The 23,857-nt window shown below is 45.3% G+C and carries 22 protein-coding genes and 2 pseudogenes; 17 read left to right on the forward strand and 7 right to left on the reverse strand.

From position 1 onward, the window contains the following. The first annotated feature begins 45 nt into the window (after window positions 1-45). From I6L54_RS14355 to I6L54_RS14380, 6 genes are all read left to right on the forward strand, one after another. Window positions 46-783 carry an SDR family oxidoreductase gene (locus tag I6L54_RS14355; protein ID WP_040233821.1) on the forward strand — a complete coding sequence of 246 codons (738 nt, stop codon included), beginning with the start codon at window positions 46-48 and terminating at the stop codon, window positions 781-783. Window positions 784-901: 118 nt separating this feature from the next. Further along, window positions 902-1,384 (forward strand): glutathione peroxidase, encoded by a 483-nt coding sequence (locus I6L54_RS14360; protein ID WP_005127202.1) that lies wholly within the window; start codon window positions 902-904, stop codon window positions 1,382-1,384. A gap of 138 nt (window positions 1,385-1,522) precedes the next feature. Next, a complete protein-coding gene (locus I6L54_RS14365) occupies window positions 1,523-2,506 on the forward strand; it encodes an alpha/beta hydrolase (RefSeq protein ID WP_005127203.1) in 984 nt (327 codons plus the stop codon). Between the two features lie 1,048 nt (window positions 2,507-3,554). After that, window positions 3,555-4,457, forward strand: a complete 903-nt coding sequence (locus I6L54_RS14370; RefSeq protein WP_233614789.1) for a GGDEF domain-containing protein — start codon at window positions 3,555-3,557, stop codon at window positions 4,455-4,457. A gap of 383 nt (window positions 4,458-4,840) precedes the next feature. Next, entirely contained in the window at window positions 4,841-5,335 is a 495-nt protein-coding gene (locus tag I6L54_RS14375) for a 2-thiouracil desulfurase family protein (RefSeq protein ID WP_040233817.1), read from the forward strand. A gap of 296 nt (window positions 5,336-5,631) precedes the next feature. After that, window positions 5,632-6,558: an ATP-grasp fold amidoligase family protein gene (locus I6L54_RS14380; RefSeq protein ID WP_040233814.1), complete on the forward strand. Its 927-nt coding sequence runs from the start codon at window positions 5,632-5,634 to the stop codon at window positions 6,556-6,558. Here I6L54_RS14380 and I6L54_RS14385 read toward each other — a convergent pair. After that, on the reverse strand, window positions 6,555-7,625 hold the full coding sequence (locus tag I6L54_RS14385; RefSeq protein ID WP_005121228.1) for an ATP-binding protein: 1,071 nt from the start codon (window positions 7,623-7,625) through the stop codon (window positions 6,555-6,557). The two genes, I6L54_RS14380 and I6L54_RS14385, sit on opposite strands and share 4 nt — an antisense overlap. Continuing rightward, the gene (locus tag I6L54_RS14390) at window positions 7,622-8,326 is read right to left on the reverse strand and encodes a response regulator (protein ID WP_040233812.1); all 705 of its coding nucleotides are present in this window, start codon (window positions 8,324-8,326) and stop codon (window positions 7,622-7,624) included. The genes I6L54_RS14385 and I6L54_RS14390 overlap by 4 nt, the downstream gene beginning before the upstream one ends. Window positions 8,327-8,607: 281 nt before the next feature. Here I6L54_RS14390 and crrC point away from each other — a divergent pair, with 281 nt between their 5' ends. From crrC to I6L54_RS14410, 4 genes are all read left to right on the forward strand, one after another. Continuing rightward, complete coding sequence (crrC, locus tag I6L54_RS14395) at window positions 8,608-8,997, forward strand: colistin resistant protein CrrC (protein WP_040233810.1); 390 nt, start codon at window positions 8,608-8,610, stop codon at window positions 8,995-8,997. A gap of 205 nt (window positions 8,998-9,202) precedes the next feature. Then, window positions 9,203-10,114 carry an ABC transporter six-transmembrane domain-containing protein gene (locus I6L54_RS14400; RefSeq protein WP_040233809.1) on the forward strand — a complete coding sequence of 304 codons (912 nt, stop codon included), beginning with the start codon at window positions 9,203-9,205 and terminating at the stop codon, window positions 10,112-10,114. A gap of 37 nt (window positions 10,115-10,151) precedes the next feature. Further along, entirely contained in the window at window positions 10,152-13,268 is a 3,117-nt protein-coding gene (gene kexD, locus I6L54_RS14405) for a multidrug efflux RND transporter permease subunit KexD (protein ID WP_040233806.1), read from the forward strand. Between the two features lie 74 nt (window positions 13,269-13,342). Next, window positions 13,343-13,879 carry a GNAT family N-acetyltransferase gene (locus I6L54_RS14410; protein WP_005121234.1) on the forward strand — a complete coding sequence of 179 codons (537 nt, stop codon included), beginning with the start codon at window positions 13,343-13,345 and terminating at the stop codon, window positions 13,877-13,879. 230 nt (window positions 13,880-14,109) lie between these two features. Here the strand turns inward: I6L54_RS14410 and I6L54_RS14415 are convergent, their stop codons facing one another. Together I6L54_RS14415 and I6L54_RS14420 are read right to left on the reverse strand one after the other, a co-directional pair. Then, window positions 14,110-14,580, reverse strand: coding sequence for a GNAT family N-acetyltransferase (locus tag I6L54_RS14415; protein ID WP_040233805.1), 471 nt, complete (start codon window positions 14,578-14,580; stop codon window positions 14,110-14,112). 139 nt (window positions 14,581-14,719) lie between these two features. Next, window positions 14,720-15,152: pseudogene (locus I6L54_RS14420) on the reverse strand (NADPH-dependent FMN reductase). Window positions 15,153-15,238: 86 nt separating this feature from the next. On the opposite strand from I6L54_RS14420, the gene I6L54_RS14425 reads away from it, so the two are divergent. The 5 genes from I6L54_RS14425 to I6L54_RS14445 all read left to right on the forward strand — a co-directional run bounded on the left by I6L54_RS14425 (window position 15,239) and on the right by I6L54_RS14445 (window position 20,159). After that, window positions 15,239-15,559 (forward strand): transcriptional regulator, encoded by a 321-nt coding sequence (locus tag I6L54_RS14425; RefSeq protein WP_040233803.1) that lies wholly within the window; start codon window positions 15,239-15,241, stop codon window positions 15,557-15,559. Between the two features lie 43 nt (window positions 15,560-15,602). Continuing rightward, a complete protein-coding gene (locus I6L54_RS14430; protein ID WP_005121238.1) occupies window positions 15,603-16,892 on the forward strand; it encodes an arsenic transporter in 1,290 nt (429 codons plus the stop codon). 12 nt (window positions 16,893-16,904) lie between these two features. Continuing rightward, a complete protein-coding gene (gene arsC / locus I6L54_RS14435) occupies window positions 16,905-17,330 on the forward strand; it encodes a glutaredoxin-dependent arsenate reductase (protein ID WP_005121239.1) in 426 nt (141 codons plus the stop codon). 278 nt (window positions 17,331-17,608) lie between these two features. Further along, window positions 17,609-18,463 carry a DMT family transporter gene (locus I6L54_RS14440; RefSeq protein ID WP_040233802.1) on the forward strand — a complete coding sequence of 285 codons (855 nt, stop codon included), beginning with the start codon at window positions 17,609-17,611 and terminating at the stop codon, window positions 18,461-18,463. Between the two features lie 793 nt (window positions 18,464-19,256). Beyond that, on the forward strand, window positions 19,257-20,159 hold the full coding sequence (locus I6L54_RS14445; protein WP_005121242.1) for an alpha/beta hydrolase: 903 nt from the start codon (window positions 19,257-19,259) through the stop codon (window positions 20,157-20,159). A 302-nt stretch (window positions 20,160-20,461) separates the two neighbouring features. Here the strand turns inward: I6L54_RS14445 and I6L54_RS14450 are convergent, their stop codons facing one another. Next, window positions 20,462-21,217, reverse strand: a complete 756-nt coding sequence (locus tag I6L54_RS14450) for a DeoR/GlpR family DNA-binding transcription regulator (RefSeq protein ID WP_005121244.1) — start codon at window positions 21,215-21,217, stop codon at window positions 20,462-20,464. 87 nt (window positions 21,218-21,304) lie between these two features. Here I6L54_RS14450 and I6L54_RS14455 point away from each other — a divergent pair, with 87 nt between their 5' ends. Together I6L54_RS14455 and I6L54_RS14460 are read left to right on the forward strand one after the other, a co-directional pair. Then, on the forward strand, window positions 21,305-21,889 hold the full coding sequence (locus tag I6L54_RS14455) for an NUDIX hydrolase (protein ID WP_040233800.1): 585 nt from the start codon (window positions 21,305-21,307) through the stop codon (window positions 21,887-21,889). Between the two features lie 10 nt (window positions 21,890-21,899). After that, window positions 21,900-22,259, forward strand: coding sequence for a TIR domain-containing protein (locus I6L54_RS14460; RefSeq protein WP_040233798.1), 360 nt, complete (start codon window positions 21,900-21,902; stop codon window positions 22,257-22,259). A 49-nt stretch (window positions 22,260-22,308) separates the two neighbouring features. On the opposite strand, the pseudogene I6L54_RS14465 reads toward I6L54_RS14460, so the two are convergent. Beyond that, window positions 22,309-22,671, reverse strand: a pseudogene (locus tag I6L54_RS14465) (transposase); the annotation flags it as partial. 78 nt (window positions 22,672-22,749) lie between these two features. After that, window positions 22,750-23,703 carry a pentapeptide repeat-containing protein gene (locus I6L54_RS14470; RefSeq protein ID WP_040233795.1) on the reverse strand — a complete coding sequence of 318 codons (954 nt, stop codon included), beginning with the start codon at window positions 23,701-23,703 and terminating at the stop codon, window positions 22,750-22,752. Window positions 23,704-23,857 lie beyond the last annotated feature (154 nt).

Genomic DNA, 23,857 nt, shown 5'->3' on the forward strand with positions numbered 1-23,857 from the left:
TATATATCCAGCGACACAAACTCACCACGAAAGGGAAGCATCGTTATGTTGAAAGGTAAAAGAGCCGTTATCACCGGCGGCGGCGGAGGATTTGGTCAGGCGTTGTGCGTTTGGTTGGCTCGAGAAGGCGTCAACGTGGATTTTTCTGCCCGGCGGGTTGAGGATATTCACAAAACCTGCAGCATCATCGCCGCTGAAGGTGGTGTTGCCAAAGGGTATCTGTGTGATTTAACCCAGCCTGAATCTATTTCTCAGTTTGCTTCACAACTCTTAGATATAGACAGGTCCATCGACATTCTACTCCTCAATGCTGCTCAGTGGTTGTCAGGGACCTTAGACGAACAACCGGACTCAGAAATCTACAATACCGTCAGCTCAGGCCTGACAGGTTCAATTCTACTAACACAGGCATTGCTTCCAGGATTAAGGCGCTCAGACAGTGCTGACATCGTTTCGATTATATCTGTATGCGGCATTCCGAATTTTACGGATTCAATTGCCCATCCCGCTTTTTTTGCCAGTAAACACGGGATGAGTGGTTTTACAACTAAACTGTCGAAACAGTTATCCAAAGAAAATATCCGGGTAACCGGGTTATACCCACCGGATTTTGAATTGACCGGGTTAGATCCTCTTGTCGACACTCAATCCAGAATGGGAGAGCATCTAATGAATGGACGTTCTGTCTGGGAAACAATTCGTTTTGTGCTGACTCAACCGCGGAGTTGCCATATTAGTACCCTTTACTTTCAAGGACCCACTCGCGAAGATTTGGAGCATTAGGTACTGAATCTGACAGCACTAAACCGAGCGGACTCACCTCCGCTTCTCACTTGCCCCAGCAGCACCGTGCTGTATGGCTATGCCGATGTCTGACAGGTCCTGCTCTGAGGAGTTCGCTATGACCACCTTTTATCAACTAACAGCCACCAGCCTGGACGGCCAGCGTATCCCTATGGCTGACTATGCTGGAAAGCTGGTTCTGGTGGTAAATACCGCGAGCCATTGTGGCTTCACGCCACAATATGCAGGTCTGGAAGTGCTATACAAAAAGTACGCAGCTCGCGGACTGGTAGTGCTTGGTTTCCCCTGCAACCAGTTCGGTAGGCAGGAACCCGGCGACGCCGACGAAATCGCGCAGACCTGCCACATCAACTACGGTGTAAGCTTCCCGATGTTTGAAAAAGTGGAGGTTAACGGCGCCGCTACGCATCCGGTATTCCGTTATCTAAAAAACGAGTTGCCCGGCATGCTGGGGGGGCGGATAAAATGGAATTTCACAAAATTCCTGATCGGACGCGATGGCAAGCCGCTAAAGCGTTTTGCGCCGTTCACTACCCCGGAGAAAATGGAAACTGTCATCCTGGCTGCACTTGAAATCTAGGTATTTTTGTCATTTGAATTGTCTGCCTGGTGCCAGAAGCGGATGTTGCTAATGCCACTGATGAATTAATCAATTGAGAGCAGGTCATGTTTATAATATAAATCGACAGATACTCTGAGTTTTACCGGAAAATCATCGATGAACATTACAACCTCCATTGCACTTTTGAGCGCTTGTCCATTTGTGAGTTTGGCCGCAGCACCGGTGACTTTTTCCGAAACCACCCTGGATGCCACTGGCCCAAAGGGTCCTTTAAAAGGTACGTTGCTCACTCCAAGTTCAAAACCAACTGCCATTGTTCTTATCGTTCCAGGCTCCGGCCCGACTGATCGGGATGGAAACAACCCGCTTGGTGTGAATGCATCACCTTACCGACTTCTTGCTGAAGCCCTTGTTGCGAAAGGCTTTGCAACACTTCGTATCGATAAACGTGGAATGTTCGCTAGCGTAATGGCCGTGGAAGATGCCAATGCGGTGACGATTGCTGACTATGTTGACGACGTTCGTTCCTGGCTAAAAGTACTTAAACGTGAAATGCAAACTTCCTGTGTTTGGGTTTTAGGACACAGCGAAGGAGGCGTAGTCGCACTTGCCGCGGCTCAAGAACAGGATGTATGCGGTGTGGTTCTTATCGCAATGCCCGGGAGGCCGATGGGCGAGGTGTTAAGGGGACAACTTAAAGCTAATCCGGCAAACGCGTTGTTATTAAATGAAGCGCTGCCGATAATTGATGCTCTGGAGCATCGCCGGAGGGTGGATACAACGAATATTCATCCAGCACTACAAAATCTCTTTAATCCTTCGGTTCAGGGATTTTTGATCAATGCGTTTTCATATAATCCAAGTCATCTCATTTCGACCATTTCCAAACCCGTGTTAGTGCTACAAGGGCAACGAGATCTCCAGGTGGAAGAAACGGATGCAAGAATGCTTAAGGCCGCGAATCCTCAAGCATCCCTGGTTCTACTACCCAATATGAACCATGTTATGAAAGAGGTTACTTCGGACGATCGCAAGGCGAATATCTCTTCATACGCTGAACCAGCGCTACCATTAGCTCCCGGTTTAGTCGATTCGATTGAACATTTCCTTATCCACAACTCACATTTTCCAGAGAAGTAACAACTGCTCTGGTCCTGGTGTCTGCCAAAAAACTTACTTTTATAGAGTTCAGAAGGCTTTAAGCATTCATCTCCTGTTCGCTCACAGCAACCTGTCAGATATTTCGCACTACCGACCGCGTATCAGCATTCGATGAAACTGCGATAGACAGAATCACCTCAACGTCCAGCAAGGGCTAAAATGAATAAGACCCCTAAATTAATTGGTTGCTACGTGGAGATCGTTCATCTATTCTGCTTGCATCAGTGAGCAGGTGGGAGTCACTCTTTGTGGATTATCTCATACTTCAGAAAACCGTCATTACCGTTATTCTTGTTTTGTGGGTAATGAATGAATTCAGGACAAAGAAAATAAAGCATTCTGACCCCGCCATTGAAGAAGCCGACGCTAGAGAACGTCATGAATGGCGATATCTTAGGTGGGGAGGACGGGCAATACACATGACTGCGGCAGTGTATATCTTTGTTCAGCTGATTCAGTTTTTACTGAGATAGCCTGCCACAGCCTGATTCGACTGGACGGAATGACATGACAGCCCAGAATGATGCTGATTCGCGCCAAACATGATGGTTTGAATATTTCCTGAGCGCCAACAGCGGACTTTGGAGAGAATTTAGAATAATATCCTAACTAAAAGCGTTTAATGCTAAATTTTAGCCTTAGTAACTCAATAAAAACAGTGCAATATCTTTATATGAATACTATTGCCGTTATTAGGTCAAATGATTTTTATCTCTTTTAGAGGTAATGACATTCAATAGCCTATAGGTAGTGAATTTGTTCATGTGATGAAGACTTATACATTATTGGAAGGAATTGTTTACACTGCAACTTAGTCATCTAACAGCTATCGTTCAGTATTCGCTAGAATTTGATGATTTATATGTGGAATTTGTAGAAATTAGAAAAAATCTGCTAATCACGTCGCGCTTTTATACAACTAGTCTCTTCACTTACAGCAACTGAGCCTGCAACCTGAACAGCATAAACCATCACCATCATGAATGATTACGTGGTACTATCACCCCATGAACTAAATCAGGATTGCATGATGAGCTTTAAGATACACGACAAACTAATTCATGAGGTTGAATCCCCAAAAGGTCTTCTTTACCGGATGGTAATCATTTATACCGGTTTTATGGTTACGCTAATTATTGCTCTCTCGTTGGCCATGGGTGACATATCAAAGCTAAACTTTTATTTCTTTATAAATACTTGTACTATAATAGTAACCGCATGGTTTATTAGGAAGTCGTTTAACATCCACTCTAGAGAGAGGCATTTACTAACTTTAAGAATTAGTTTGTTTTTGCTTTTGAATTCATCTCTGGCTTCTATGGCTGGAGGTCTTAATTTGATAGAGAGAGATATAGCATCTGTAATAGCAGCTCTTCTATACGCCCCAGCCATGCTTATGATTATTTATTCGTTTAATAAATTCATATCATACGCCAATCATAATTATAAATCTGCGGTTCACCTTTCATTAACAGATGAATTGACAGGATTACCAAATAGACGGCATCTGAACGTTAAACTCAGAGAGATAGAAAACAGGGCGGGAATGATATGCATTGCAGACATTGACCATTTTAAAAGTATCAATGATATATATGGTCATGGGGCCGGGGATAATGTATTGAGAAACATAGGATTGACGCTAAGCCATTATATAAACGATAAGGTTTTTATTTCCAGGTCTGGTGGCGAAGAATTTGCAATTGTAATTTTCGACGATACTAATGCTGAGGACTTCATTAGAAAGATAAAAACATCGGTTTCAGATGAGGACAAAGGCAGTATTAGTATCACTCTAAGCATTGGAGTGGCAATCAAACAGAAAAAGGACTCTTCTTCTGAAGTCATTACTGCGGCTGATGATGCACTTTATCGAGCCAAAAGAGCTGGAAGAGATTGCATCATATACGCTCAGCGCTCTCATAATTAACCCAAAAAAAATAATTGAAGAGTTGATCCTGCTTTATTAATTAAGTGATTCTAGTTTAGTTTCAAAGTAACTTAAACGATCAACAGCCAGCGGATTGGGGTATCAGGAAAGACTTACGTTCACTCTCTGAATGAACTGGATTACCGTCATACATACCTATCCCACATTGCTTGACGCTGCTTTTTTCATGCCTCGATGCTATTTATCGAAAAATATCATTCGGACATCTATTAATTGAAATTCATACTAATTTAACGATAATTAAATCATTGCGCAACCAACTATTGTAAAGTCCACTGCCCGCTGGTACTGCATTAGGCATGTCTATATAAAAAGCGAGGTGTTATAATCTAGGCATCCAGCCCCCATAATATACGATAACGATGATAAATAAAATACTGGTGAGTGCTTGTCTTGTGGGGTTCAAAGTGCGCTATGACGGAAGCGAGAAAGCGCAAATGACCAATCAGTTGCAGCGCTGGCATAAAGAGCAGCGTCTCGTGATCCACTGCCCTGAGCTGGCCGCCGGCTTGCCAATTCCACGCCCTCCTGCTGAGATTGTTTCTGCTGAGGGTAAGGACGCAGTGCAGGCTCAGGCCAGAATACTTGAAATTACTGGACAAGATGTAACTGAGCACTATCAGCTTGCCGCCTGGTTGGCGTTACGTACCGCTCAGGAGTCAGGTTGTACCGCTGCGCTGCTGACCGACGGAAGTCCAACATGCGGTAGCCAATTCATTTATGACGGTTCATTCAGCGGCCAGCGTAAGTCAGGAATGGGAATCGCCGCATCGCTACTCACCGAACATGGTATAGCCGTGTTTTCTGAAAAGAGGCTCGCCGAGCTGATTGCCTGGATTGAAGAGAAGGAACGCTGAGACCTTTTTTATTGAGATACGAACAGAAGTCAGATCCGCAAGACTCACCCGTCTCCGTTTAGGTATGAGAGGATAATATTATTGACTCGTCTATTATGGTAATAATTACGAACTTCCGCTCCTCGCTCATAGCAGATCTTGCGGCGCTTCAGGCGGCCCGCTTCGTGCCAGGAGCGGGCAATGTCCCTGATTAATTTCTGTTAATAAAGAAGCATATCGGTCCATATACTCTCCATAATTTGCTAAATATAAATCAATAATCCTCTGTCAGAATTACCGAACTGAATGGAGGAGTTATGAGTAAAATAAATTACCACATTAAACACATTGAGTATTTACTCAAAAAATGCAGAACAATTTTCACCAAAGATATTTCATTTCATGCGAAAAGACTTCATAAACTTTCAGGGCGCTATCCAGACCTACTTAATCCATTAACGCTTAATGAGAAGATTTGTCATCGTCTCATATTCGAACACAATCCATTTTTTACAACATTGGCTGATAAACTTGCTGTCAGGGAATATGTGAATAGAAGCACAAGTTTAGTTAAGCTTGTTCCATTGATTGGTGTTTATCGTCGCGTTGAAGATATCGACTTCGATAAACTACCTCCTAAATTTGTTTTGAAATGCAATCATGACAGCGGTAGCGCCGTTATCTGTACAGAAAAATCGGCGTTTGATTCCACTAAGGCTATAAAAAAATTAAAATTATCACTTAAAAAGAATATGTATTATACAACTAGAGAATGGCAGTATAAAAACATATATCCTGTTATTCTCTGCGAAATGTACCTGGATCTGTTTTCCAATCGAAACAGGAACGTTACTCCTGAAATGTTAAGGATACACTGCTTTCACGGTATACCATGTTTTATTGAGGCTGACTTTACTGACAGCAATGGGTACGGATTCATTAATGTCTATGACAGAGCATGGAATTTACAACCCTTTCAGATGGAGTACCCAAATACTCCAACGCCAGTAGATGAACCCGAATCATTTCATAAATCCGTTATTGCTGCCCAGGAGCTAGCAAAAGAAATAGACTATTGCCGTGTCGATCTTATGCTTAAAGGAGAAGATATCTATTTCAGCGAAATAACATTAAGTCCCAATAGAGGCAAACTTAAAATCACCCCAGAAATTTGGGACGCTAAACTCGGCAGTATGTGGGATCTGTCTCTTGCTAAAAAAGGCTCATTTGAGCCTGTTTATTAATGTCCTGAAGTAGGCCATGACAGTTTGAAAAGCGAGCCATTTTCTTGAGTTACACTGTAGCTAACGTCTCCGCCGTGGGCGCGCATAATGGCTTTTACTACCGACAATCCTAAACCACAACCCTCGGGGTTAATATTTTTAGCATATTCTCCTCGCTGGAAAGGCTGGAATAAGGACTTCTGGAGTTCTTCAGGAATTCCAGGTCCTTTGTCCTGAATGAGGATAAAATTATCATTCCCCATAATACCATTCTTCACTAAAAGTGTTTGAGAGGTGGAATACTTTAAGGCATTGTCAAAAAGAACGGTGAGGCACTGAATAATGCGTAATGGATCGCAGATGCAACGCTGACAGCTAAGCTCAGTAACAATGTTGAAGCCATTCTTTTCGAAATCAGGCAAAAAAGTATCAAGTGCACTGGAGATCGTTGCCGCGAGATCGACTTCGCTGAGCATCAAGGAATATTCGGCCCCTCCTGAGGAGCTCACAACACGAAGATCCTCGATTAAGTTAGTCAGACCTTCAGTTTGTTTTAGGAGATTTCTAAAGAGCGGCGGTTCTGGTTCAAATACGCCATCAACCAGCCCCTGAAGCCTGCCCCGCAAAATAGTAACTGGTGTTCGGAGTTCATGCGCGATAGCAGCATTCCATAAATTCCGCTGAACATCCAGCGTCTGTAACTTCTCCGCCATTTCATTAAAATCATCAACGAGTTTATTCATTTCCCCCAACTGAGAACCGCTGCTAATCGCTCTTGCACTAAGGTTTCCTTGAGAGATTTGTTTAAGGCTGTATGCCACATCATTCAGGGGATTTAATATTCTTGCAGATAGTTTTACGGTAAAAAATAGTGAAACAAGCAGACTGGTCAATGAAGCGATCAAGATCCATATCCAGTCAAGAAAGGTCATATCATCTTCATCTCCAGCGTTTATCCCTCCCGGGAGGTAGTCAATCAAGAAACTATAAAATAAGTAGGAGCCCAGGACAGCAATTGCAATAATAACGAATGTTAACGACAGCATATATGTCAATATCTGGCGGCTCAGAATTGTTTCTTTGTTCATTTTTTGTCGCCCAAGCGGTAGCCTATTCCTCTGATACTTTCAGGAATACCTTTAAGTCCGGCATGTTCAAGCTTTTTCCGGAGTTTGCTCATATGACTGTCTACGGTGCGATCGAGCGAATCCCCCTCAGGCAAACACGCATCGAGTAACTCATCACGTGAACATACTTTCCTTGGATTTCTGGCCAAATAGGTTAGAAGCTTAAATTCAGTGGTAGTTAATACCGGCGAGGAAACCCCACCCTGGACCGCGATTTCAACGTAAAATTCATCAGGATAAATTGTAAGAAAAGGTGTTCTTAAGGGCCGCGAATGTGTAGGCTCTGCAACCGATCTTGTTCTGCGAAGTACGGCTTCAACTCTGGCGACAACCTCAGAGGGATTAAAGGGTTTTATCACATAGTCATCAGCCCCGAGCCGCAAGCCCATCAGTTTATCAACGTCTTGATCCAGTGCTGTAACCATAATGACCGGTACGTTGGTTTCCTTTCTTAACGTTGTCAGAACATTCCAGCCATCGTACACGGGCAGGTTGATGTCCAACAACAGGAGATCAGGCCTGTTTAGACGGGTAAGGTTGATTGCCTGCTCACCATCTTCGGCTCTTAAGGTTTTCATGCCAGCCTTATTTAAATAGCCTGTCAGTATGGCGGAGATGTCATCATCGTCTTCTGCTACGATAATCAGATTGTTGCTTTTCATATTTTCTTCCACAGTACTGATGACAATATGCATTTTACCCTAAAAGGCTCTTATATTGTCATGCATAATGATTTTTACTCAATTATAAACCTTAGCTTCAGATTAGTTCGGTTTGACAGATACTTTTTGAAAAAGTTCATCACAAAATTTTTATGAACTTAACCGGCCACTTCCTCCATATTCACTACACTTTCCATAAATAATTAATCAACATCGTTAAGCGATAATATACGACCAGGTTGAAAGTTACATGCAACATGTACTGTTGTGTAAGGAACGCTATGACGCTGACTAAATTTATTTTCCGACGTGAGAATTTGATGGCCTCATTTTTATTTTTAATGGTTACATGTGGGTTATTATCTCCCTGGCTTTATTTTGTGCGTGCAATCAATGAAAAAGTAGAATCAACTATACCTTCATCCTTACTGATTCGTGTTTTGATAATCATTTCTGCATTATCATTTATTATTCAGAAAAAACCAGGGGTTTTAAAAAACCTTATTGCAGTAACATTAGATCTGATTTTGCTATTTATATTTACCATCACTGCATTACATCTTCTTTTAAATACTTTGCCAGACATTTATGATTTTATTTTTTATTATGAATGCTTTTTATTGGTTTTCTTTTGCGGACTACCTGTGTGTTTATGTATAAGAATGATTTGATCTTATGCCTTGTCAGCATAATGCACATCTTCAGGAGTGAGTACACATATCCTCCATAAAACATCCATTCACGATTGACATCATGACGTTACACTTAGCGCATGTCTTATATGACGGCTCTATTATGCCGTCTGGTGTTACTTAACTGAAATAATAAACCAACGGCAGAATATTTTTTCACTCCAATGCTTAAGACACATTTATCATGATTTATAAAGGCACCAACAAACCTACGGCTCCCGGGGTTGCTATCTCGCTTAAGAGACTCGCCTGGCGGCACAGAAAGAAATTGTGCATTACTTTCATGCTGGTTATTGCTGAAAACGTTGCATTCCTGCTCTACCCCGTTTTGGCGGGCATGGCGATAAATGCCATCCTGGCAGGTCAGATGTCACGTGCGGTCCTTTATGGTCTGATGGTTCTGTTCATGTGGTGCATGGGGGTCGCCAGACGTAGTGTAGATACGCGAACGTTTGCACGTATCTACGCCAGTATTGCTGTGACTGTAGTATTAGCCCAGCGAAAATATTCACTTAATCACTCGACTATTGCTGCGAGAGTATCGCTATCACGAGAATTCGTGGATTTCTTCGAGATGCACCTGCCTGTATTGATCACCTCGATCATATCCCTTTTCGGAGCAGCAATAATGCTGTTATGGATTGAATTCTGGACAGGAATAATTTGTTTGATCATCGTGGCAATACTGATGTGCTTCGTCTCCGACTATGCCCATAAAAACGAGACATTATATCAGCGTCTTAATAATCGCCTCGAAAAAGAGGTCGATTATGTTCATAAGGCATCATTTGGAGCTCTGAAAAGACACTATGACACGCTTGCCCGCCTGCGTGTGGTGCTATCCGACAGAGAGGCATGGGGATATTTATCCATAGGCATTCTGGTTTCTGCTCTCTTTTCCATGGCCATTATCAGGATGAGCCTGAAATCGGGAATTAATGCCGGACATATTTATTCCGTCATGACGTATATGTGGATGTTTTCAACCAGCTTGGATGACGCCCCACATCTCCTGGAAAAATTCTCCCAGCTCAGGGAGATCGGTAAGCGAGTCTCAACAGACGATGAGGCCTCTTTATCAGGTAATACATGTTGATTTTTGACCATTCGTACGTTGACTGGAAGTACATCTGATGCCGCATTTTTTTATTGATCGCCCCATTTTTGCATGGGTTATCGCGCTGTTTATTGTCCTGACAGGAATATTGTCTATTCCTCATTTACCGATTGCGCAATATCCTGCCGTTGCTCCACCGAGTATTATCATTTCAGTCAGTTACCCTGGCGCGAGTCCGGACGTAATGAACACGTCCGTCGTGTCTTTAATCGAGCGTGAAATTGCGAGTGTTGACAATTTACTCTATTTCGAATCCTCCAGCGACACGACGGGGATGGCGTCAATTACCGTAACCTTCAAACCTGGAACCGATATCAAACTCGCCCAGATGGATCTGCAAAACCAAATTAAGATTGTGGAATCTCGCTTGCCGCAGCCGGTAAGACAGAATGGGATCAATGTTGAGGCAGCTAATTCCGGATTTTTAATGATGGTGGGATTAAAATCTCAAAACGGAGAATATCAGGAAGCTGACTTAAGCGATTATTTTGCCAGGAATGTTACTGATGAACTTCGGCGTGTACCTGGTGTAGGTAAAGTCCAGCTTTTTGGCGGAGAAAAGGCGCTCCGCATATGGTTGGACCCGATGAAATTACACAGCTATGGGCTCTCTGTTACGGATGTATTAAGTGCCATCAGTCAACAAAACGTGATTGTTTCACCGGGCAGAACCGGAGATGAACCTGCGACTAGCAGGCAAAGTGTGACTTATCCTATAACGGTAAAAGGACAACTCTCTTCGGTTGAAGAATTTCGCAATATCACGATTAAATCACAGGTCTCCGCCGCCCGGCTGACGCTGGCAGACGTCGCCCGCGTGGAATCCGGGTTACAAAGTTACGCATTTGGAATCCGTGAAAATGGCGTCCCCGCAACGGCGGCAGCTATTCAGCTTTCTCCTGGTGCAAATGCGATTAGTACCGCGTCGGGTATCCGCGCGCGCTTAACAGAATTGTCCGGTGTACTTCCCGAGGGAATGGCATTCACCGTGCCTTTCGATACGGCTCCGTTCGTAAAGCTATCGATATTGAAGGTGGTTGAGACATTTGTTGAAGCTATGGTTCTGGTCTTTTTCGTTATGCTGCTTTTCCTTCACAAAATACGCTGCACGCTTATTCCAGCGATTGTGGCACCTGTGGCGCTACTCGGCACCTTTACCGTCATGCTATTAAGCGGTTATTCCATCAATATTTTAACCATGTTTGGAATGGTGCTGGCCATCGGGATTATTGTTGACGATGCAATTGTTGTGGTAGAGAACGTCGAACGACTGATGGAAGACCAAAAAATGTCTCCGCTGGAAGCGACACGAGAAGCGATGCGGGAAATTACGCCGGCCATCATTGGCATTACGCTAGTACTCACTGCGGTATTTATCCCTATGGCCTTTGCCAGCGGATCCGTGGGTATTATTTATCAACAATTCAGCATTTCGATGGCGATATCCATTTTACTGTCGGCATTCCTGGCGCTGACGTTAACCCCTGCGCTTTGTGCAACCCTGCTCAAGCCGCATGATAGACATCAGGGTAAAAGCAGCGCATTTTCAGCGTGGTTTAACGCTCACTTTTATCGTCTGACTTCGTTTTACACCACTGCTCTGGGCTGTTTTCTGAAGCGTACTGGCCGTGTGATGATGATCTACGCTGCATTATGTTTGACATTGTTTGCCGGTCTGTCTTCCTTACCTTCATCATTTTTACCCGATGAAGATCAGGGCTATTTTATGTCCTCAATCCAGCTTCCCTCTGATGCCACGATGCAGCGGACGCTTAAGGTCGTCGATACATTTGAAGAGGAAATCGCCCACCGGCAGGCGGTAGAAAGTAACATTATGATTCTGGGATTCGGTTTTTCTGGCTCAGGCCAGAACTCGGCCATGGCATTCACCACCCTCAAGGACTGGAGGCAACGCAAAGGAACCACGGCGCAAGAGGAAGCCGACTATATTCAGGCCCAAATGGCAAACGTGCCGGACGCCGTAACGATGAGCCTGCTGCCTCCGGCCATTTCTGATATGGGAACATCATCCGGGTTCACTTACTATTTGCAGGACAGAGGCGGGAAAGGCTATCAGGCACTCAAGCAGGCGGCCGATAAGCTTATTATGCAGGCAAATAATAATTCTCACCTTTCCGATGTCTATATTGATGGGCTTGGTGAGGGAACAAGCCTTGCCCTGCATATCGACAGGGAAAAAGCGGAGGCCATGGGTGTGTCGTTTGATGAGATAAATCAAACAATTTCCGTTGCAGCAGGTTCCAATTATGTTAATGACTATACCAATAATGGCCGGGTTCAACAGGTTATCGTCCAGGCGGATGCGCCCTACCGAATGCAACCAGAACAACTTTTGGCTTTGTCTGTCAAAAATCGTTTGGGACAGATGCTTCCGTTATCCACTTTTGTGACGCTTTCGTGGAATGTTGCACCACAGCAACTGATACGCTATCAGGGATATCCTGCCATACGCATAACCGGGAGTGCCGCACAGGGAAAATCGTCGGGTACTGCAATGGCGGCAATAGACAAGCTGGCTGAGCACTTACCACCAGGGTTCGCCGGTGAGTGGGCGGGAAGTTCGTTACAGGAAAAGGAGTCCGCATCACAGCTTCCAGGTCTTATTGTGCTCTCGGTACTGGTGGTATTCATGGTGCTGGCTGCTCTGTACGAAAGCTGGTCCGTTCCCTTCGCGGTCATGCTCGTTGTTCCTTTGGGACTGCTCGGTGCCGTGCTGGCCGTATCCGTTGCGAATATGACGAATGACGTCTTTTTCAAAGTGGGCCTGATAACCCTGATTGGACTTTCCGCCAAGAATGCGATTCTGATTATCGAGTTCGCAAGACAATTAATGAAAGAAGGAAAGAGTCTTATTGATGCAACATTGACGGCAGCAAAACAACGCTTACGGCCAATACTGATGACGTCTCTGGCTTTCACATTAGGCGTTGTTCCGCTGATGCTCGCCAGTGGAGCCAGCGACAGCACGCAGCATGCGATTGGTACTGGTGTATTCGGCGGGATGATTAGCGGAACGTTACTGGCAATTTTCTTCGTTCCGGTATTTTTCGTGGTGATTACCCGAATTACTGAATTGCGAAAAGGCCGCAAGGATAATAGCCGGAACGGCTAATAACAATTATACGCCCAGCCAGCTACAAGCTTACTTAACGCTTGACTGGCTGGTATTCAACAGTTAAGGACACTATGAACATCATTTTCACCCAAAGATTAATTATTCGGTCTTTTAAGGAAAAAGATGCAGCAGCACTTTTTGATTATCTCTCTACACCACGTGTACCCTGCTTTAATGAGGAAAAACTACATTCGATAGCCGAGGCGGAGGCAGAAGTGACTAAGCGGGCCGGTGAACCAGGACAGTTTGCCGTTTGTTTAAAAGAAACTGATGAGTTGATCGGCCATCTTTTTGCAGACAATAGCAACGAGCCAGACAGCAATACCTGGTCAGTGGGCTGGCATTTTAATCAACGTTATGAACGTCAGGGATATGCGAGCGAGTCAGTTGCTGCACTGTTTGATTATTTATTTAAAGTAAAAGATGCCAGGCGTTTGTATGCCTGGGTAGAAGTTTACAATCTGGCCTCTCAAAAACTCTGTGAACGTTTGCATATGCGACATGAAGGGTGTTTAAAAGAGTTTGTCTCCTTTGAGGACGAGGATGGTAAGGCAAGGTATGACGACACATGCATCTATGCGTTACTGCATAAAGAATGGACAAGTTAGAGACCTCTGAATCGATTGAAATCTAAGGTTATCAGGACAGCAACAGCAGCCCTGTGCCATAAGCGGATGTTGCGAACATTACGACACATTCAGTCAAGATATCTAAAATCACATGGCAGGGTTATACGGGATGTTTACATGAGCAGTCTGGCAATATTCGCGGTGAAGTGTGATTGTCAGGGTCTGGTACGATACTCACATAATCAGTTCGACGGTCTTCAGTCAGTGTTCTATTGTTTCGCCAAATATTTCCGCATCAGTGCATTTTGTAGTGTCACGCCACGACACACAGGGAAACCTCGTTCTACGACATGAAAGCCGTGTCGTAGAAAGAACGCTTCCGCAGCCTTACTGACATTTGAAGTAAGTTCACCCATACCACATTCTCTGGCTTCTTCATGAATGCGGTCCATCAGTAGCGTCCCTACTCCCTGTCTCGGGTAGGCTCCCGAGACATAGAAATGGTCAATGTACCCATTGGGCTGAACATCCGCATATCCAGCTATTTCACTACCCACTTCAACAACAAAGGGACGTAGTGCCCTCATGCGATTGGTCCAGTGATCCGGGTCGATATCTGATGGGGCCCAGGCATCTATTTGTTCATGTGTGTAGTAGTGGGATGCGAGGGTATGTACAGAAGATAAAAATACGCTAAATAACGAATTTTCATCTCCATTTTTGAACCTTCTGATTTTCATAAAACCTCGTTATGAGCGTGGCTGATAGAACAATACCATTTTTGGAGTGAGACAGGGCTTCTGCACCTCGCTCACAGCGTTCATCATGCACTCGCTTCATATCAGGGGCGGACATTTCTGAGTTCAGCAACAAAGGTCGCTATATTCTTTCCTGATTGACGCGGGATGAAAGCTCCTGATGGCTCTCTTTTCGTTCACTGTAGCGATCGGCAAGATAACCGGTTTGCCCCTTGAGCAGCAGCGTGATTTTAAACAACTCCTCGGTGACATCGACGATACGATCATACCAGGACGAAGGTTTCATCCGCCCGTTTTCATCGAATTCCTGCCAGGCTTTGGCAATTGATGATTGATTGGGGATCCGGCAGGGGTAAACCTGAGGGGTTAAACAGCCTGACCTCCGCTCCCATCGCCGTCAGTAAGCGACCCACTTCTTCTGCTGCAAAACGGCTGTAAGAACGCTCTCTTACCGAGCCATACAGAATCAGAATGCGTGGCGGTTCCTGGATCTACAGGCGTTCAGAAATCTGCTTATCGAAGCAATCAGCGTTCAGTGCAGGAAAGTGTTCCATTATTTCTCCCCCAGAATACTCTGGTTATTTCAAAATAAATACATATGATTTACCATATGTATATTCTAAAGGGAACGGAGTGAATAATGCTACAGCCTGTTAAGCTTTTTAAAATCCTGTCGGATGAAACCCGCCTCGCCATTGTCATGCTTCTCCGGGAGTCTGGCGAACTGTGCGTATGTGATATATGCGCGGCTACCACTGAATCACAGCCCAAGATCTCTCGCCACATGGCCATTCTGCGTGAAGCAGAGCTGGTGCTTGACCGCCGGGAAGGCAAATGGATTCACTACCGCCTGTCCCCCCACATGCCAGCATGGGCGGCTGAGACGATCACGACGACCTGGCAGTGTCTGAGAGACGATGTAGGTAAATGGCTGTCAAAATCAGCCTGCACATCATGCTGAAAAATTTATCATATACATATAAACATATATAAAGGAACCTGAAATGATTTTGGCAGGGAGTATATTTATACTGACGCTGATCCTCGTCATCTGGCAGCCCAGAGGACTCAGCATTGGCTGGAGCGCAAGTATCGGAGCCGTACTGGCGCTGGGAACGGGGGTTATCCACATTCATGATATCCCTGTAGTCTGGAATATCGTCTGGAACGCAACAGCGGCATTCATTGCGGTGATCATCATCAGCCTGCTGCTCGATGAGTCTGGTTTCTTTGAATGGGCCGCGCTGCACGTTTCCCGATGGGGTAACGGGCGTGGTCGCCTGCTGTTTACCTGGATAGTGCTGCTTGGCGCTGCTGTTGCTGCACTGTTTGCTAATGACGGTGCAGCACTGATATTAACGCCGATTGTGATTGCGATGCTGCTCGCACTGGGGTTCAGCCAGGCGACGACCCTGGCCTTTGTCATGGCTGCAGGATTCATCGCTGATACCGCCAGCCTGCCGCTGATTGTTTCCAACCTGGTCAATATTGTCTCGGCGGATTTCTTTGGTCTGGGCTTTACACAGTACGCCTCCGTGATGGTTCCTGTGAACCTTGCAGCCATAGCGGCCACGCTGGTCATGCTTCACCTCTTTTTCCGCCGCGATATTCCAGCCAGATATGACGTTTCACTGCTAAAAATACCTGCCAGTGTGATTAAAGATCCTGCGACGTTCAGGGCGGGCTGGATTGTTTTGCTGTTTCTGCTGGTCGGTTTCTTTGTTCTGGAGCCGCTGGGGATCCCTGTTAGCGCGATAGCAGCCGTTGGGGCTACGGTGCTCTTCGTGGTAGCAAAGCGTGGCCATGCCATTAATACCGGGAAAGTACTGCGCGGGGCACCCTGGCAGATTGTGATTTTCTCGCTGGGTATGTATCTGGTCGTTTATGGCCTGCGTAATGCAGGACTCACTGAGTATCTTTCTGCCGTACTCAATATGCTGGCAGACAAAGGTTTATGGGTTGCCACGTTTGGTACCGGCTTCCTGACAGCCTTCCTGTCGTCTGTGATGAACAATATGCCGACGGTGCTAATTGGTGCATTGTCCATTGACGGAAGTGCCGCGACCGGCATCGTCAGAGAGGCGATGATTTATGCCAATGTGATTGGCTGCGATTTAGGTCCTAAAATCACCCCAATAGGCAGTCTGGCAACCCTGCTGTGGCTTCATGTGTTGGCACAGAAAAACATGACCATCACCTGGGGTTATTACTTCCGCACGGGAATAATCATGACTCTGCCCGTGCTTTTCGTCACTCTGGCCGCGCTGGCGTGGCGGCTCTCTGTCACTTTGTAATGAGATACTGATATGAGCAACATTACCATCTATCACAATCCGGCCTGTGGCACTTCGCGCAACACGCTGGAGATGATCCGTAACAGCGGTAGCGAACCAACCATTATTTATTATCTGGATACGCCCCCGACTCGTGATGAACTTAGCAAACTGATTTCAGATATGGGTATTTCAGTACGCGCATTGCTGCGTAAGAACGTTGAACCTTATGAGCAGTTGGGGCTTGGTGAAGACAGATTTTCTGATGAGCAGTTGATTGATTTTATGCTTCAGCATCCGATCCTGATTAATCGGCCGGTGGTCGTGACACCACTTGGCACACGTCTTTGTCGTCCTTCAGAAATTGTGCTGGATATTCTACCTGAAGGTCAGAAAAGCGCTTTTACCAAAGAGGATGGAGAAAAAGTAATCGACGATACCGGGAAACGAATTAAGTAACCTGACCCTTCAACACAAGTCGGGCACCCGTCTTCGCCGTGCAGGTGTCCACGTCACGCTCACGCAGGACAACCGTACTCAAATCTCCCATATTGCCGGGGATTCTTTAAAACTTACTTCATCACCAGTGTGATATTAAATACCTCCGCTATGAGGGATAGCGCCAGCCCCCTGCGCAACGTTATCGTGTTGGATTATAAGCGAAAGCAGCGGTAGCATGTCTGTCCTGATGTACTCACTCTGTACTCTGCAACAGATCGTCAACATTAAGGATGGGTATGAAAAAGCTGTTGCTGGTTCTCTTGGTGCTAACTGCATTTGCAGCCAATTCTATCCTCTGTCGTATCGCCTTAAAGAATGGATATTCGGATCCTGAGACATTCAGCGTTCTGAGATTACTCGGTGGTGCAGCAATGCTGTTTTTCTGGCATATAGCCCGGGGGAAACTGAAAGAAATACGCTGGAAAATCATCGATGCCCTGTTGCTGTGTGCCTATGTATTATTCTTCTCAATCGCGTATGTTCAGCTCAATACCGCAACAGGCGCATTACTGCTGTTTGGCGCAGTGCAGATCTGCATGATTGGCTGGGGATTAATAAAAGGTGAAACACTTAGCGGATACAAAGCCACCGGGATCGTTATTGCCATCGGGGGGATCATTATGCTGCTGCTCCCTGGCGCAACCGCTCCCCCTTTTATACCCGCCCTGACGATGGTTGCTTCAGGCCTGGCATGGGGAGCTTACTCTGTGCGTGGGAAAAATATCCTCTCTCCTGCCGGGACGACTGCAGGAAATTTCATTCTGAGCCTTCCGGTTATTTTCATCCTGAGTTTGGTACGGCAGGAGCCCGTGCATACTGACGCCAACGGCGTCATCCTTGCCCTGCTCTCCGGCGGGCTGGCTTCTGGTATGGCTTACGTACTTTGGTACCAACTTGTTGCCACTATGTCTTCCGCAACCGCCAGCACGCTGCAGTTGAGCGTGCCCTGTATTGCTGCGGTAGGTGGGGTGCTATTTCTTGGCGAATTGCCTGATTTGAGAATTCTGGTTTGCACACTGATCGTTCTGACTGGCATAGCCATTGTTATTTCATCCGATCGAACACAGAGTAAGAAATCAGCAAAAGGGTAACGTTGAGGAGTCGCAGCACTGTGCTTCGGTGTTTTGACTCACCGCCCACATGCACCCTGTCACGCCCTTTGCGCGAAAAACACGCTGCAAAATCAACAAAACATAGCCAACTTGCTTAATTACTCTGCAATTATACAGAAAAAAACAATCAGCCTAAAACTAAAATATATATAAATCAGTAAGATAAGAAACTGCAGGGACAGTTAATACCTGGGTATAGCAGTTATTAGTGTGTCCCTTTTTATGTCCCCGCCCTAAAAATGCCCCCGAAATCACGCCCTCAAGTGTGGTAAAACCGCTCCATAACCACACAGGTCATTCAGCCCTCATATACATACTCCCGTAGCCCATTTCGAGCCATCGCACATTGTTCAGTCTTCGAGTTGTTGTATGCCTGCCTTTTGCACATCACATTCTCATCACCGATTTGATCATCCGTACTTATGACCTTCAACTAATCAAATCTCACGTGAAAAACAGTGCCGCCTCTTACGACTGCTTAGTGCCAGGAGCGGACATTTCTAACATATACATGCACTATTCGGTGGAGAAAAGATCCCACTACATAGCAGTGCAGGCACTCCGGAATCATCATGGCTGTTTATCGGGGATCTAGACTGGGGATATAAGGTGCAGGAAGCAAACCCCTTAAGGTAAGATCGTACTAAGGACGCCTGCGGCGGTGACGGAAGTAGTCTTATGTTAAAAAGTCTCTCGTTCCTACAGAATATGGTGCATGCTTCATGTCACAAATTCACAGATAGTGAATCTTATTGAATAAGGAATTTAGGACGTGATTGACTTCACCCGCTTTGTCGAGCGCTATGAGCAGTTTAACGCCTCGTTACCCCATTCTGAGAACATCACCGAAAGTCGGATTAATGATTTATATCTCCGGGTGTACGAGCCAATGGCCTCTCATGATGAGGTTCTTATTGTCTACCATGGTGGTGGGGTAAACTCTGACGCCGGCTACGACATTCTTGCACGACAGTTGAGTTACGCTCTGCCCATCTGTATTTTTCTCGTCGATATCCGTGGGCATGGTCGTTCGGCCGGTGTCCGGGGGGAAGCTTCCAGCCCTGATCAAATCTGGCGGGATGTAGATTCTGTCATTGATTATGTCCGAACCTCTTTTCCTGATGCCAGAATTCACTTGCTTGGCCATTCCAGTGGCGGCGGCATGCTGATAAATTACTTTACTCGACACTCTCCATCGAGGATTGTTGAAAGCCTGATCTTACTCGCTCCAGCATTGGGTCCTTTTTCACCTCCTGATCTGAACCGCGATTTCTCCTCCCCCTTTGCATCGATAAACCGTTTGAACTTCATAATCAATGCAATGAGTGGAGGTTTTCTGTATGGCCGTCGTGCTGGAGTGAGGCTTAACTTCCCCTGTGAGGTTATCAATGCGAGGCCTGACTTTGTTCAGACATACAGCGTTAATATGGCTAACGCCCTTACCCCTCGTAATCCCCAAAGGCAACTTAAGGAGATCTCTATTCCAGTAACAATCCTGCTTGCTGAGCATGATGAACTGTTTAATGTTAGCCGAATGGATGAGTTTCTCAGGAACTGTTGCAATCCGAATGTAATCAGTCGAATTGTGGCAGGAAGTACACATCTCGATTGTATTTTCGAGTTAACGGATATGGTGAGGGAACACCTCACAGGCCTGACTTCAAGAGCGCAATAGGGATGTTATGTCTAATGTGGCATAACATCTCTATCGCCATGATTTTGACGTCCGCTTCTCGCTCAAAGCGGTCGCTAGTCCTACCCCAACTAATGCCATAGTCAGTAAGATCCTTCCCAAAGATCCCCTATTCGTTGTCCTTTCCCTCCGACTTTACAAATATGTGCCCTCTCACGAACAAACGATGGAAAACGTGATTCTTACAGTGCTGGGCTATCTGCGACAGTTACTGATCGGCTGGAGTGTACTGGCGTGGCTGTATCTGTTCTTTATGCGATTTCTCATGTTCGATTAACAGAGAATCACGCTTTGATAATGGTGATGCCCTTTCCTTCAATACTCCTTAGCCAATTATCATCGGTTTCACTATCAACCACGATAGTATTGATTAGCCCTATCTCACCGATGACAAACGATGACGCAGCGTTGACCTTCTCCGGCGACACCAGTACGACCGTTTCCGCTGCTCTGCCGGAAAATGCACGTTTGATGCACGCTTCTTCATAATCACCCGTGGTTAATCCCGCTTCAGGATGAATACCCGTTACCCCCATGAAGAAAATATCCGCATGAATATTGCCTATGCCTTCAATAGCGGCCGCCCCTACACTGACAATGGAGTGTTTGTACAGTCGGCCACCGATCAAAATGACGTCAACCTCGGGTTTATCGACCAACCCCAGTGCAATGCTGGGACTGTGTGTCACCACGGTAATATGCAGATCTTCCGGCAGACAGGCAATCAGCTCTGATGTGGTCGTGCCACCATCCACAATAACAACTTGTCCCGAAGAAATGAGTTCAGTGCCTTTGCGCGCGATCTTCATTTTCACATCTGTTTTTAATGATTTACGCTCGGAAAATGTCGCAACAGCTGAAGACGATGGCAAAGCACCACCATGAACGCGCTGCAATCGCCCTTCTGCGGCAAGCTCACGTAAATCCCGTCGAATGGTGTCTTCTGAAACGCCAAATCGATCGCTCAGATTTTTCGATTGGACCTGCCCTTCAACCTGCAGTTGTTCAAGAATAAGGTGTTTACGTTGATGAGCGAGCATGTGACCGTTCCTGTTTATGCATGTTTATACTTGTATTTGCACGATAGTGCTGATTATGATGTCAACTCTACGGATCAAGGAGTCTTCATGCAACCTAAACGTGCAGAAATACGCATCGTCGATAACCTAACATTATCCGATGACTGGTATTGTTTAAAAAAATACACTTTTGATATTCAACGAAGAAACGGTGATTGGCAGCGCCAAAGTCGTGAAGTTTACGATCGCGGCAACGGAGCCACGATACTGCTCTATAACCGTGACAGGAAAACAGTGATCTTAACTCGTCAGTTTCGTTTTCCGGTATTTATAAATGGTCACGATGGCTATCTCATTGAAACAGCTGCAGGTCTTCTTGACAACATGGCTCCTGAAAAACGGATCAAAGCCGAAGTTGAAGAAGAAACCGGTTTTCGTGTATCCAGCGTACAGAAGGTTTTCGAGGCGTACATGAGCCCAGGCTCGGTCACGGAGAAGCTCTATTTTTACATCGCGGAATATGATGCTGCCGACAAGACAGGTGCCGGTGGTGGAATTGCGGCTGAAGGAGAAGATATCGAAGTGCTTGAGTGGCCGCTTGCAAGCGCACTTGCCGCAATTGAAAGTGGTCTTATCGTCGATGGCAAAACCATTATGTTGCTTTATCACATTGCGCTGAAAAACATTCTATGAGGTTCTCTTTGTGAAACAACTTATTCTCATTGCTGGTCCCTACCGTAGCGGTACGGATGGAAAACAAAATCTTATCGATGCGAATCTTGCTCGCCTGGAAGATGCAGCGTTAGCGGTATATCAAAGAGGACACATTCCTGTAATCGGCGAATGGCTGGCACTACCACTGGCAAAAGCTGCCGGTTCTGCGGCTATTGACGATGAAATCGGCGAATCTATGATCTACCCCGTTGCCCATCGACTTATCACCAAATGTGATGCGATTTACCGTATTAAAGGCGCTTCTAAAGGTGCTGATATGGACATCGATGTCGCACATAAGCATGGACTCACCGTTTATTTCCGCCTTGAAGACATCCCGTTGGCGTAATTTTATTGTGCTATTGCCTGCGAATGTGCAGGCAATTAAACCATCGCCAATGGGATCTATGACTCTCAGGAGAGATGGGGAGCGCAAGCGCGGGCAATACAATGATCTTGCGTTCGATCTCATCGGACAGCGTGGTCTGATGCTTCTTCACCAGTTGTGGCTCAAAAGTGCCGTTACGATCGCGCGGGGTTGCCAGTTCAAAACTGCCGGTCGGGGCTTTAATGGTCTTTTTGCCTGAACTATTTTTACGGTTAGCCTCCACTTCCGAAGCCAGATGGGAGTCAAGTTCAGCAGACAAAGCAGCTTCAGTTAACTGTTTAATTAATGGCGTTAAGATACCATCCTTACCCGTTAATGCCTGGCCGGACTGGATGGCCTTAAGCGCTTTATCGAAATCGAAGGGCTGGGACATGTGTCATTCCTTTTTGTTTGTATATTACTGGAATGACATAGAATTTCTAATACTCCCTCCGGCTATGCCGGAGGATATTTATTCGGGGCTGTGGTGTATTTTGTGGTGTATTTCTATGGCCTCTCCTTCACCACCCTTTATCTCCCATTCATATGTATATATTGTTTTGTAAAGACTAACAATAATGTTTTCTGAGATTGAATATGAAGCGTGCATGGTCATACCATATTCTGCCGATCTATTACTAAACAATTGTTGACACTTTGGTTTAGCCATGTGTTTAATGGATTCGAATAATTCATCGATCCTATCGAAGTCATTTGTTCCCAACAACATTATCTCACTCAACTTTTCTGCTGCTTCACGCTGATTATCTTCGCTAAAATTGTCACGTATTAAACTAGTACCAAGTAGTTGCTCAGTTTCTATACTTGTTCTACTTAGATTTGCCCCGGAAAGGTCAGCATTACTCAAATCCAAATCGCTCATATCAAGTTCGCTTAAATCTTCCCCTGATAGATCGAGGCATCCCGTATCAATATATTTTTGTCTGGCTTCTGATAGGTTGCATTCATCCAGAAAATATATGGTGTTAAAATATCTGGCTCCTGATATGAACTGCGCTTCACTTAATTGTAATTCTAATTGTTCAGATACGTTTTCTTCACTAATCTTCAGTGAGTATGCTCCATCCGTGTCCTTGGTTATACATAGTTCATATTCACCTTGTAGCGATTTTTCTGACTTATCAATAGTGAATCTAATAGACATGCCGGAGTTATGAATAATACTGTTCAGTGTTTTTCGCGGGGATATACCCTCTGAAGCCAAAGAACGCGAGAGACTATTGATGACAGACTTAAGCCGCTTCTCCCCTGAGTCTTTAATTCCCAAAGTAAAAATGTACTTCAGACACTCGCCTACGCCATGCAGTCTGGTTGCTTCTTTGTGCAATGTTTTATCATCTGGGCTCATTGCAGCGTTTACCAGTATATCCATATGTTTTTGTGCTAAGGCATTAATGTTGTCCATTGACATCTCCTTATTGATTGGTTTATCGCTAAGGCGATTCTCTTACTAAGAGACAACGAAAAATATCAAAAAGTGCTCCGGTTTGGCATTAATTGATATTGAATGCATCAATGAATAGATGCCTTTAATATAGATTTAATATCTATATTGAGTT

The sequence above is a fragment of the Citrobacter pasteurii genome (assembly GCF_019047765.1).
GTDB classification, from domain to species: Bacteria; Pseudomonadota; Gammaproteobacteria; order Enterobacterales; family Enterobacteriaceae; genus Citrobacter; species Citrobacter pasteurii.